Below are 11,734 nucleotides of genomic sequence, written 5' to 3' on the forward strand. Positions count from 1 at the left end.
CAGCATAAGCCGGGTTACGAGCGTGGGGATAGGTATACATTCACAAGTGCGTGAACGCCACGGCCACCATTTGCCCTCTCACGAATACTGCATCACGCCGTCGTTGACCTTGCCGTAGCGCAGCGAGACGATGTCGAGCGCATAGTTCTGGTACAGCCGCCACGGCCGTTTCGAGCCCTGCTTCGGCATTTTCGCGACCGAGCGCTGCACGTAGCCGGAAGAAAAATCAAGCGACGGCAGTTCGGTGATCGACGCATCGACATTGCGCGGCACGCATTGCCTGTAGCCGTGCCGGTCCATGTAGTTGATCAGCCGGCACACATATTCGCAGGTGAGGTCGCATTTCAGCGTCCACGACGCATTGGTGTAGCCGAACGACGACGCCAGGTTCGGCACGTCGGCATACATCATCCCTTTGTAGGTCAGCGCGCGCGCAAAATCTATTCTGCGGCCATCGACGCTGATTTCGAGGCCGCCGAGCACCTGCAGATTGAGCCCGGTGGCGGTGACGATGATGTCGGCGGGAAGTTCGCCGCCGTCCTTCAGGCGGATGCCTGTTTCGGTGAAGCTGTCGATGGTGTCGGTGACGACCGAGGCCTTGCCCTGCTTGAGCGATCTGAACAGATCGCCATCGGGCACCAGGCACAGCCGCTGCTCCCACGGATTGTAGCGCGGCGTGAAATGCGTTTGGATATCGTAGTCCGGCCCCATCGCCATTCTGACGCCGCCGAGGATCAATTCGCGGGCGCGCGCCGGCTTGCGCCGGCAGAGCTGGAAGAAATACATGCCGAACAGCACGTTGCGCCAGCGGATCAAATGATAGGCAAGCTTCGGCGACAGTTTGGCGCGCAGCTTGTTGGCCAGCGGATCCTCGGCGGGGCGCGCCACCACGTAAGTAGGCGAGCGCTGCAGCATGGTGACATGCGCGGCCGTCTTCGCCATCTCCGGCACCAGCGTCACCGCGGTGGCGCCGGAGCCGATCACCACCACGCGTTTTCCCGCGTAGTCGAGATCGTCGGGCCATTGCTGCGGATGCACGATGCGGCCGGCGAAATTCTGCTCGCCGGGAAATTCGGGCCGGTAACCGCCCTCGTATTTATAGTAGCCCGAGCACATGAACAGGAAATCGCAGGTGAAGCGCACCGTCTGCGGCGTCGCCTCGCCCTGCCCGCCGCTTTCGGCTTCCACGGTCCAGCGCGATTCCGCAGACGACCACGACGCCCGCTTGACGCGATGATGGAAGCGAATCTTCCGGTCGATGCCGCTGTCGGCGGCGGTTTCGCGGACGTAGTTCAGAATCCGCGGTCCGTCCGCGATCGCCTTCGGCTCGGTCCAGGGCCGGAACGAATAGCCCAGCGTGAACATGTCCGAATCGGAGCGGATCCCGGGATAGCGAAACAGGTCCCAGGTGCCGCCGATACAGTCGCGGCCCTCGAGGATCGCGTAGGATTTGCCCGGGCATTTCTGCTGCAGGTGAAAGCCGGCGCCGATGCCGGACAGGCCGGCGCCGACGATCAGGACGTCGAGATGTTCGGGGGGTGCGGTGGATGCCATGGTTGTTCGTTCCCGCCGTCATGGCCGGGCTCGTCCCGGTCATCCGCGTCTTGCTAACTGCAACTTTAAAGACGTGGATGCCCGGCACAAGGCCGGGCATGACGAAATATCAGCGCCGCCTGCATCCCGTCGTCACTGGATGCGCGGGTGAAGCCCGCATGACGCGGATCTCAATACCTGTAATGATCGCTCTTGAACGGCCCTTCCGGCTTCACGCCGATATACTCCGCCTGGTCCTTGCGCAGTTCGGTCAGCTTGACCCCGATCTTGGCGAGATGCAGCCGCGCCACCTTCTCGTCCAGCGACTTCGGCAGCACGTAGACCTTCTTGTCGTACTTGCCACCCTTGTTGTTGGCGAACAGTTCGATCTGCGCCAGCGTCTGGTTGGTGAAGGAGGCCGACATCACGAAAGACGGATGGCCCATGGCGTTGCCGAGGTTCACCAGCCGGCCTTCCGACAGCAGGATCATGCGCTTGCCGTCGGGGAATTCGATCTCGTCGACCTGCGGCTTGATGTTGTTCCACTTCAGGTTCTTCAGGTGGGCGATCTGGATCTCGTTGTCGAAATGGCCGATGTTGCAGACGATGGCGCGATCCTTCATCGCGCGCATGTGCTCGATGGTAATGATGTCCTTGTTGCCGGTGGCGGTGACGAAGATGTCGGCGCGGGGAGCGGCGTCTTCCATGGTGACGACTTCATAGCCTTCCATCGCCGCCTGCAGCGCGCAGATCGGATCGACTTCCGACACCATGACGCGGCAGCCGGCCTGGCGCAGCGAGGCCGCCGAGCCCTTGCCGACGTCACCGAAGCCCGCGACCATCGCCACCTTGCCCGACATCATCACGTCGGTGCCGCGGCGGATGCCGTCGACCAGCGATTCACGGCAGCCATAGAGGTTGTCGAATTTGGATTTGGTCACCGAGTCGTTGACGTTGATCGCCGGGAACAGCAGCTTGCCCGCCTTCTCCATCTCGTACAGACGGTGCACCCCGGTGGTGGTCTCTTCCGAAACGCCCTTGATGTTTTTCGCGATCTCGGCAAACCAGCCCTTCGGCTTTTCCCTCAGCAGGCGCTTGATCAGCGCGAAGAACACCTCCTCTTCCTCCGAATTGTGCTGGTCGAGGAATACGGTGTCGCCATTCTCGGCGCGCAGCCCGTGATGCACCAGCATGGTGGCGTCGCCGCCGTCATCGAGGATCATGTTGGGCGTGCCGCCGCCGTGCCAGTCGAACAGTCTTGCGGTGTAGTCCCAGTATTCGGTGAGACTCTCGCCCTTGACCGCGAACACCGGAATGCCGGCCGCGGCGATCGCGGCCGCGGCGTGATCCTGGGTCGAATAGATGTTGCAGGAGACCCAGCGGATGTCGGCGCCGAGGGCCGCCAGCGTCTCGATCAGCACCGCGGTCTGGATCGTCATGTGCAGCGAGCCCGCGATCCGCGCGCCCTTCAGGGGCTGGGTCGGGCCGTATTCCTCGCGCGTCGCCATCAGGCCGGGCATCTCGGTTTCGGCGATCGAGATTTCCTTGCGGCCGAATTCGGCGAGACCGATGTCCTTGACAATGTAGTCGGTGAAAGCGGGCTTCTTGGCAGTGGCGGTCATTTGATTTTTCCTGATTCTCTCGTCACGCCCGGCCCTGTGCCGGGCATCCACGTCCTGGCCACGAAACGAAGACGTGGATGGCCGGGACAAGCCCGGCCATGACGGCTTAAGTGTGTCGTAGCCTGCTCAAATACTCACACCGCGCGCTTGAGCGCCTCGGCCAGATCGGTCTTTTCCCAACTGAAGCCGCCCTCATTGTCCGGGGTGCGGCCGAAATGGCCGTACGACGAGGTGCGGGCGTAGATCGGCCGGTTGAGGTCGAGATGGGTGCGGATGCCGCGCGGCGTCAGATCCATGGCTTCCGCTACCGCCTTCTCCAGTCTGTCCTCGCTCACCTCGCCGGTGCCGTGGGTGTCGATATAGATCGACAGCGGCCGCGCCACGCCGATCGCATAAGCGAGCTGCAGGGTGCAGCGGCCGGCCAGTCCCGCCGCGACGATATTCTTGGCGAGATAGCGCGCGGCATAGGCCGCCGAGCGATCGACCTTGGTCGGATCCTTGCCGGAGAACGCGCCGCCGCCATGCGGGGCGGCGCCGCCATAGGTATCGACGATGATCTTGCGGCCGGTCAGGCCGGAATCGCCGTCGGGACCGCCGATAAAGAATTTGCCGGTGGGATTGATGTGCCAGATGGTCTTGTCGCTGATCCAGCCATCCGGCAGCGCCTGACGTACATAGGGCTCGACGCGCTCGCGGACCTGGTTCGAGGTCATGTCCTCGACCAGATGCTGGTGCGATACCACGATCTCGCGCACGCCGACCGGCTTGCCGTTCTCGTATTGCACCGTGACCTGGCTCTTGGAATCCGGCCCCAGCACCTTCTCGACGCCCGCATGCCGGGCTTCTGAAATCAGCCGCAGAATCTTGTGGGCGTAATGGATCGGCGCCGGCATCAATTCGGGCGTCTCATCGGTGGCGTAGCCGAACATGATGCCCTGATCGCCCGCACCCTCTTCCTTGTTGGCGCCCGGCTGCAGCGCATCGACGCCCTGCGCGATGTCGGCGGACTGCGGGTGCAGCAGGATATCGATATCGGCGGTCTTCCAGTGGAAGCCGTCCTGCTCGTAGCCGATGTCCTTGATAGCGTCGCGGACCACGCTCTCGATATGATCGTTGGTGACCGACTTCGGCCCGCGGGTTTCGCCGGCGATCACCACCTTGTTGGTGGTGGCAAGCGTCTCGCAGGCGGCGCGAATCGCCCAGGGATCGATTCCCGCCTTCGGGCCTTCGCGAAAAAACAGATCGACAATCTCGTCTGAAATCCGGTCGCATACCTTGTCCGGATGACCTTCGGAAACCGATTCACTGGTAAAAAGATAAGACCCGCGCATCAAACCAACCCCTTCCCGCCTCGGACGGCGGTTCTTCACCATGGTGTCTCAAGAATGTCAGTCGCGACGGCGCGAGATGACGTAGGATTCGTCGTAGAACCAGAGCCCGTTGTGCTTGCGCAGAACTTCCCTGGTGGCGTCGAGGGTGCGGCCGCTCTCAGTCATTTCCGTCAACCGGTCGTCTTCGATTTGTGCGACATACACCGCCGCGTTCCATGCCGCAAAGGCCGTCGAGGTCCCGATCGAACCTGTGACCTCATTGGGCAGCGCCTCCATATCATAACGGAAGATCGAACGGTTATCGGCATAGGCATTAAAGTTCAGGTCTCGCCCGGCCGAACCAAGCTCGTATTTCACTGCGCGCAATAGCTCATGACGGCTCACGGAGAAAGGGTTTTCTCCGGGCCAGACCGCCTGGATGATCTCCAGTCCGGGATCCTGCCCGTGGGAGTGAATGCCGATCAGCCGGCCCCCGGCCCGCAGCGCCCGCGCCAGCGGCGCGATGATGCGTTTGGCCCGGAAATTCACCGAGGATTTGGCCCGGTAGGGCTGCGAAGCGACGATCAGGTCGAAATTGGCCTCGGTACGGCCGGCGCGGGGAATAATCTGGTCCAGCAGGAAACGGTGATCCTCGCGGTACAGGATCAGAGCCACCGGACGCTCATAGATCGGCATGCCCGAGCGCGGGCTGACACTGGCCCGCCAGTTTTCCTCCAGAAACGGCCCCAATTCGGCGATCTGGGCCTCGAATTCACCCGACGAAGCCCCGCGCAACGCGACCTCGCGCCAGATCATCCCGGATGCGGCCGCCGGCGACACCGGCGTCAGCCACGGCGCCTCGGCGTAGTACATGTTGGTCAGCACGAATACCGTCGCCGGGTGCTCGAACAGCCGGTCGGGCACCTTGTCCAGACTCAGCCGGACATCCTCAAGGCTGAGTTCCTTGCCGGCAATATAGAACGGCATATGCGGGAACCGGCCATGCATCAGGCGCATCAGCCGCGCCAGCACTGTGCCGTCGCCGACCCCTGCGTCGAACACCCTCAATCCCGGAGGCCGGGGGTGGATGCTGGACAGCTCCAGCGCCACCCGTTCGGCGATTACCCGCTTTTCGCTGCAGGTATGGACAAACAGCAGGTATTTCTGCCGGTTCTCGAAAAACCTGAAGTTGCCGCGGGGGTCGCGCTTCTCCGGCGGAACTTCGAGCCCGCGCGGCGGCGGCACGCCGCCCGGCATCGATGCGGCGATGAAGGCCTGAATCCGGTCCAGCGTGTCGATCGTGATCCGCTTGCCTTCGCGCAACCGATGCACCAGTTTGCCGTCATTGACGGCCCGGCGGCCGAACGTCGACTCCGCCATGTCGGCCTGGCGGCAGAATTCGGAAATCAGGGCCAGGATCTGGTCGTTTTTCATCGGGCCGTGAGTGGCACATGAGTGGGCAGCGGCGCGGGCGTAGCTGTCCTAACATCATCTGCCCATCGGGGGAATGTGCAGGACTGCGGATGCGGTCATGACGCCAACACACGCTGCGTCGTATGCGGGCTCGACCGGCGTATCCATCCTTCTTCGCAAGAATTTTTTCAAGAAAGATGGATTGCCAGGTCAAGCCCGGCAATGACGGCGAGATGTGTGTGTCCCGTAGGGTCGAGCCGGGCAACGACGACCTTCCGGGTCCCCGGGCGAAGTTTCCTCATGCCGCTTCGCAGAACCGGGACCCGCTGTGTCGCCGCGCGAGGACCTACCCCCACATCTCCTCTGCCACGTCCACCGCGAGCTTCAGCTTCGCCCATTGCTCGTCCTCGGACAGGATGTTGCCCTCCTCGGTCGAGGCGAAGCCGCATTGCGGCGAAACGGCAAGTTGGTCCAGCGGCGCGAATTTCGCGGCTTCGTTCAGCCGCCGCTTGATGTCGTCTTTGTTTTCCAGTTCGCCGAATTTCGAGGTGATGACGCCGACCACCACGATCTTGTTGCCTTTGGGCAGGAACCGCAGCGGCTCGAATCCGCCGGCGCGATCGGAATCGTATTCCAGGAAATAGCCGTCGTAATTGGTGCCGGCCAGCATGGTTTCCGCCACCGGCTCGTAACCGCCCGATGAAATCCAGGTCGAGCGGAAATTGCCGCGGCAGACATGGGTGGTGATTGTCATGTCGTCGGGCCGTTCGGCGATCGCGTAATTGATCACGCGCGCGTAGATCTGCTGCAGGCCGTCCGGATCGTCGCCGCGCTCGCGGGCCTTCTCCAACTCGTCCTGCGAGCACAGATAGGCCCAGACGGTGTCGTCGAACTGCAGATAGCGGCAGCCGGCGTCGTAAAACGCCTGCACCGCCTTGCGGTAGGCTTTGCCGAGATCCTCGAAGAACGGCTCGAGGTCGGGATAGACTGCTTTCGAAATCGCCTTGCGGCCGCCGCGGAAGTGCAGCACCGCGGGCGATGGGATCGTCATCTTCGGCGTCACATGCGCGATATCGGCATGCTTCTTCAGGAAGCGGAAATGATCCAGCATCGGATGCTGCTCGGAAAAATCCAGTTTGCCGGTCACGCGGATGGCATCGTGCCGCGTTTGCACGCCCGCAAACTGGATGCCTTCATCCGGATGGAACAGTTCGCAGCCGGTGAGATGCTTGAGGAAGTCAAAATGCCACCATGAGCGGCGGAATTCGCCGTCGGTGGCGAGCTTAAGGCCGATCTGCGCCTGCTTGTGCACGACCTTTTCGATCTCGCTGTCCTCGACCTTGCGCAAATCGTCAGCGGAGATTTCGCCTTTCTCCAGTCTGGCGCGGGCTTGCTTGATGCGCAGCGGGCGCAGCAGGCTGCCGACCTCGTCGGCGCGGAAGGGGGCTTTTGTTCGTTGCATGGTTTACTCCCTTAAAAAACCTCAGCTCAATGCCCCGCGGCACCCGCCACGCCCAGAAAACGTTCCAGCACCGCAGGATCGGCCTTCAGCTCGGCGCTCGCCGCGTCGTGCACGATGCTGCCGCGCTCCAATATCACAACGCGGTCGGCGAGCTTGAGAATCTTTTGCGCGTTCTGCTCCACGATGATGGAACAGATGCCGCCGGCGCGGGTGATGGTACCGAGCGCCTTCAACAGTTCCTCGACGATGATGGGCGCCAACCCTTCGGTCGGCTCGTCGAGCAGCAGCAGCTTTGGATTGAGCGTCAGCGCGCGGCCGATCGCCAGCATCTGCTGCTCGCCGCCCGAAAGCTGGTTGCCGAAATTGTTCTTGCGTTCGGCAAGGCGCGGGAACATCTCGTAGACCTTCGTCACCGTCCACGGCCCCGGCTGCGCCACCGCCGTCATGTTCTCTTCCACCGTCAAGGAGCGGAAGATGTTGCGCTCCTGCGGCACCCACCCGATCCCGGCGCGGGCGCGCTGGTCCGGCCGCATCGATGTCAGGTCCTGTCCGCCCAGCGTGACGGTGCCGCTGAAGCGCCGGGTAATGCCGACGATCGAGTTGATCAGCGTGGTCTTGCCCGTGCCGTTGCGGCCCAGCAGCGCCAGCACCTGGCTCTCGGCGAGATTAAGCGACATCGCGGGCAGCACCACCGCCTCGCCATAGCCGGCGCGAAGATTGTCGATGCACAACAGATCAGACATCGGCGGCCTCGCCGAGATACACGGCCTTGACCTGCGGATCGCGCGCCACTTCGGCCGGCAGGCCTTCCACCAGCAGCGCGCCGTTGACCAGCACCGAAATCCGGTCTGCGAACGAGAACACCAGGTCCATGTCGTGCTCGATCAGCAGCACCGTGACGTCGCGCGGCAATGCCGCCACTGCCGCCAGAATGTCGTGGCGCTCGCTTTCGGGAACGCCGGCGGCGGGCTCGTCCAGCAGCAGCACGCGTGGTTTGGTGGCAATCGCCACCGCGATTTCGAGCAGACGCTGCTTGCCATAAGGCAACGTCGCGGTCGGCTCATTCATCACGTCAAGCAAATGAAAGCGTGCGAGGTTCTGGGCGATCTCGATATTGACGTCGTCGCGCGTACCCATCCGGCGCCACCAGTCGCCGCCGCGGCCCAGACGTTCCGAAACCGCAAGCCCGATAGTCTCCAGCGGCGTGAGATCGGCGTAGAGCTGGTTGATCTGGAAGGTGCGCGACAGGCCGCGGGTGACGCGCATGTGCACCGGCAGATCGGTGATGTCGCTGCCTTCGAGCAGGATGCGCCCGCCGTTGGGCCTGAGCACGCCGGTCAGAAGATTGATCACGGTGGTCTTTCCCGCGCCGTTGGGGCCGATCAGCGCATGGCGCGCGCCGGCTGCGATCTTCAGCGACAAGTTGCGGGTGACTTTCAGGCCGCCGAACTGCTTTTCCAGCCCTCTGGTTTCCAGCGCGATCGTCATGACGCGTCGCTCTCGGGAACGGCGACGACGGCCTTGCGTCCCGCGACCTGCTTGATGATCAGGTTCGGCAGCCACAACGCCCAGCGGTGCATCCGCGCGCGGCCGAGCAGCACGATCACCACCAGCACGAGGCCGATCCAGAACTGCCAGTATTGCGGGGTGAGTGTCGAGAACGCTTCCTGCAGCATCTTGAACACCACCGCGCCGATCAGTCCGCCGTAGAGATAGCCGGTGCCGCCAATCACCAGCACCAGCATCAGATCGGCCGATCGTTCGAACGAGAACACGTCCAGCGAGGCCAGCGCCGTGGTCTGGGTGAACAGCGCGCCCGCAATGCCGGCGTAGAACGCGGCCAAGGTGTAGACCGCGATCAGGCGGCGGTTGACCGGGACGCCGATCGCCGCGGCGCGCAGCGGATTGTTGCGGATCGCGCGCAGCGACAGGCCGAACGGGGAATTCACGATCCGCCGTGCCAGCAGGAACAGCACGAACAGCACGCCGAGGGAGTAGAAGAATCCGGTCTTGCCGAACATGTCGAAAGCAAACAGGCCCAGGATCGGATGCATTTCGATGCCCTGCAGTCCGTCGGTGCCGCCGGTGATGTTGGAAAAACGTTCCGCCAGCGCTTCCAGCAGCAAGGCGATCCCCAGCGTCACCATCAACCGGGTCAGATCGACGCCGCGGATCACCAGGAAGCTGGTGAAAAAGCCGACCGCCGTCGCGGCAAGGCCGGCGAGAAGCAACGCCAGCAGCGGTTCGTTGACGATCCCATGCAGCGCAAGCAGCCCGGCGCTATAGGCGCCGACGCCGAAAAATGCCGCGTGACCGAGCGAAACGATCCCGGCGTAGCCGAGGATCAGATCGAGCGACAGCGCAAACAGCGCCAGCCGCAGGATGTCGGTCATGATCAGATATCGGGATGGAAACAGGAACGCGCATGCCAGCGCGACAAGCCAGAACGCGATTTCGGCCGGATGCCAGCGCGCGCCGGCGACAGCAAGGCGGGACACGTCCGAGGTTTCCGCCATCGCCATCAGCGCGCCGCAGTGCGGCCGAACAGGCCGTTCGGGCGCCAGATCAGGATCACGATCATGATGGTGTAGATCACGAACGGCCCCAGTTTGGGCACGTAATATTTGCCGGCGACGTCGCCGACGCCGAGCAGCAGCGAAGCCAGAAACGGCCCGGTGATGCTCGAGGAGCCGCCGACGGTGACGACGATCAGAAAATAGATCATGAATTTCAGCGGGAAATACGGATCGAGCCCGAGAATTTCGGCGCTCAGCGCGCCGCCGAGGCCGGCAAGGCCGCATCCGAAAGCGAAAGTGAACGCGAACACCTGCGGCACGTTAATGCCGAGCCCCGAGGCGGCGCGGGGATCGTCGACCGCCGCGCGCAAGCGGCTGCCAAACCGGGTTCGCGCCAGGATCAGTTGCAGCGCCGCCGTCAGCAGTCCGCAGATCACGATGATCGTGAGCCGGTAGCGGCCGATGCCGACGCCGAAGAAGTCGATCTGCCCTTCAAGCGCGGCCGGCAGCCGGATGAAAATCCGTGACGATCCCATGATGTAATCGACCGCCGCCACCGACATGAAGACGAGGCCGACGCTGAACAGTACCTGGTCGAGATGGCTGCGCGTGTAAAGGTGACGATAGAGCGAACGCTCCAGCACCACGCCGATCGCGGCACTTGCGACGAACGCCAGCGGCAATGCGGCGAAAAACGGCCAGCCGGAGTTATTCACCAGCACGGCGCAGACATAGCCGCCGGTCATCGCGAACGCGCCATGCGCGAGGTTGACGAAGTTCATCAGCCCGAGCGTCACCGCCAGCCCGCACGCCAGCACGAACAGCAACATGCCGTAGGCGATGCCGTCGAACAGGATGGTGAAAAGGGTGGTCATGTGGCGGATTTGTCCAGGACTAGGGAATTTCAGTTTTTTCCGTCATGGCCGGGCTTGTCCCGGCCATCCACGTATTTCCTTTGGCGGACGTTGCGAAGAAAGACGTGGATGCCCGGGACAAGCCCGGGCATGACGAGTTCAGCGAACGATTCGGTCACGGACGTTGAGTTCAGCGACAACTATTACTTCTTCGTCTTTCCGGAATCCTTGACCGCCTCGAAGGTTGCGAATTCGACGTTGTAGAGTTCGCCGTCGACCTTCTCGACCTTGCGGATGTAGATGTTCTGCACGATGTCCCGGGTTTCCGGATCGATCGAGATCGGGCCACGCGGGCTTTCCCACTTCATGCCCTTCATCGCTTCGATCAGGGCGTCGCCGTCGGTCTTGCCGCCGGTTTTCTTCAGGGCTTCGTAAATCAGATGGATACCGTCATAGCCGCTGACCGCCATGAAGCCCGGGCGCGTGTTGAACGCCTTCTTGTAGGCGGCGACGAACTCCTTGTTCATCACGGAGGGATGGGCTGCCGAATACAGATGCGCCGTGACGGTGCCGAGCGCGGCGTCGCCCACGCCGTTGAGCAGATCGTCATCCATCACGTCGCCGGGACCGATCACCTTGATGCCGGATTTGTCGAGGCCGCGCTCGGCGTACTGCTTCATGAAGTTGCCGCCCTGCCCCGCCGGCACGAACACGAACACCGCGTCGGGCTTCGAGTCCTTCATGCGCTGCAGGAACGGCGCGAAGTCGGGATTGGCCAGCGGCACCTTGACCTCTTCGACGATTTCGCCGCCGCCGGCGGTAAAATTCTGCTTGAAGAAGGTCAGCGCGTCATTTCCGGGGGCGTAATCCGACGTCAGCGTCGCCACCTTCCTGATGCCGTTCTTCGCCGCCCAGTCGCCGATGATGGTGGACGACTGCGCCAGCGTGAATGAGGTGCGCACGATATAGGGCGAGCGCTCGGTGATGATCGACGTGCCGGCCGCCATGACGATTTCCGGAACCT

Annotated in this window: 10 protein-coding genes; all 10 read right to left on the reverse strand. The window is 62.9% G+C overall.

The window, feature by feature from the left end; translation table 11 throughout:
* Positions 1-78 precede the first annotated feature (78 nt).
* Positions 79-1,554 carry a flavin-containing monooxygenase gene (locus ACFE72_RS23530; RefSeq protein WP_375415539.1) on the reverse strand — a complete coding sequence of 492 codons (1,476 nt, stop codon included), beginning with the start codon at positions 1,552-1,554 and terminating at the stop codon, positions 79-81.
* A gap of 170 nt (positions 1,555-1,724) precedes the next feature.
* Entirely contained in the window at positions 1,725-3,155 is a 1,431-nt protein-coding gene (ahcY, locus tag ACFE72_RS23535) for an adenosylhomocysteinase (RefSeq protein WP_375415540.1), read from the reverse strand.
* 134 nt (positions 3,156-3,289) lie between these two features.
* Complete coding sequence (metK, locus tag ACFE72_RS23540) at positions 3,290-4,486, reverse strand: methionine adenosyltransferase (protein WP_375415541.1); 1,197 nt, start codon at positions 4,484-4,486, stop codon at positions 3,290-3,292.
* Positions 4,487-4,543: 57 nt separating this feature from the next.
* Positions 4,544-5,899 carry a hypothetical protein gene (locus tag ACFE72_RS23545; protein WP_375415542.1) on the reverse strand — a complete coding sequence of 452 codons (1,356 nt, stop codon included), beginning with the start codon at positions 5,897-5,899 and terminating at the stop codon, positions 4,544-4,546.
* A gap of 325 nt (positions 5,900-6,224) precedes the next feature.
* Positions 6,225-7,340 carry a cobalamin-independent methionine synthase II family protein gene (locus ACFE72_RS23550; RefSeq protein WP_375415543.1) on the reverse strand — a complete coding sequence of 372 codons (1,116 nt, stop codon included), beginning with the start codon at positions 7,338-7,340 and terminating at the stop codon, positions 6,225-6,227.
* A gap of 26 nt (positions 7,341-7,366) precedes the next feature.
* Positions 7,367-8,083 carry an ABC transporter ATP-binding protein gene (locus ACFE72_RS23555; RefSeq protein WP_375415544.1) on the reverse strand — a complete coding sequence of 239 codons (717 nt, stop codon included), beginning with the start codon at positions 8,081-8,083 and terminating at the stop codon, positions 7,367-7,369.
* Positions 8,076-8,828, reverse strand: a complete 753-nt coding sequence (locus ACFE72_RS23560; protein WP_375415545.1) for an ABC transporter ATP-binding protein — start codon at positions 8,826-8,828, stop codon at positions 8,076-8,078. Before ACFE72_RS23560 ends, ACFE72_RS23555 begins: the two co-directional genes overlap by 8 nt.
* Entirely contained in the window at positions 8,825-9,856 is a 1,032-nt protein-coding gene (locus ACFE72_RS23565) for a branched-chain amino acid ABC transporter permease (RefSeq protein WP_375415548.1), read from the reverse strand. Before ACFE72_RS23565 ends, ACFE72_RS23560 begins: the two co-directional genes overlap by 4 nt.
* A 5-nt stretch (positions 9,857-9,861) precedes the next feature.
* Complete coding sequence (locus ACFE72_RS23570) at positions 9,862-10,731, reverse strand: branched-chain amino acid ABC transporter permease (RefSeq protein ID WP_375415546.1); 870 nt, start codon at positions 10,729-10,731, stop codon at positions 9,862-9,864.
* Positions 10,732-10,913: 182 nt separating this feature from the next.
* A partial coding sequence (locus ACFE72_RS23575) for an ABC transporter substrate-binding protein (protein ID WP_375415547.1) occupies positions 10,914-11,734 on the reverse strand: 821 nt, incomplete at its 5' end.

The organism is uncultured Bradyrhizobium sp. (assembly GCF_964252615.1).
Taxonomy (GTDB): domain Bacteria; phylum Pseudomonadota; class Alphaproteobacteria; order Rhizobiales; family Xanthobacteraceae; genus Bradyrhizobium.

Coding starts and splice junctions, on each gene's coding strand:
- ACFE72_RS23570 (WP_375415546.1), bottom strand. CDS start 10,731: ATGACCACCCTTTTCACCATCCTGTTCGACGGCATCGCCTACGGCATG.
- metK (WP_375415541.1), bottom strand. CDS start 4,486: ATGCGCGGGTCTTATCTTTTTACCAGTGAATCGGTTTCCGAAGGTCAT.
- ACFE72_RS23530 (WP_375415539.1), bottom strand. CDS start 1,554: ATGGCATCCACCGCACCCCCCGAACATCTCGACGTCCTGATCGTCGGC.
- ahcY (WP_375415540.1), bottom strand. CDS start 3,155: ATGACCGCCACTGCCAAGAAGCCCGCTTTCACCGACTACATTGTCAAG.
- ACFE72_RS23545 (WP_375415542.1), bottom strand. CDS start 5,899: ATGAAAAACGACCAGATCCTGGCCCTGATTTCCGAATTCTGCCGCCAG.
- ACFE72_RS23560 (WP_375415545.1), bottom strand. CDS start 8,828: ATGACGATCGCGCTGGAAACCAGAGGGCTGGAAAAGCAGTTCGGCGGC.
- ACFE72_RS23565 (WP_375415548.1), bottom strand. CDS start 9,856: ATGGCGGAAACCTCGGACGTGTCCCGCCTTGCTGTCGCCGGCGCGCGC.
- ACFE72_RS23550 (WP_375415543.1), bottom strand. CDS start 7,340: ATGCAACGAACAAAAGCCCCCTTCCGCGCCGACGAGGTCGGCAGCCTG.
- ACFE72_RS23555 (WP_375415544.1), bottom strand. CDS start 8,083: ATGTCTGATCTGTTGTGCATCGACAATCTTCGCGCCGGCTATGGCGAG.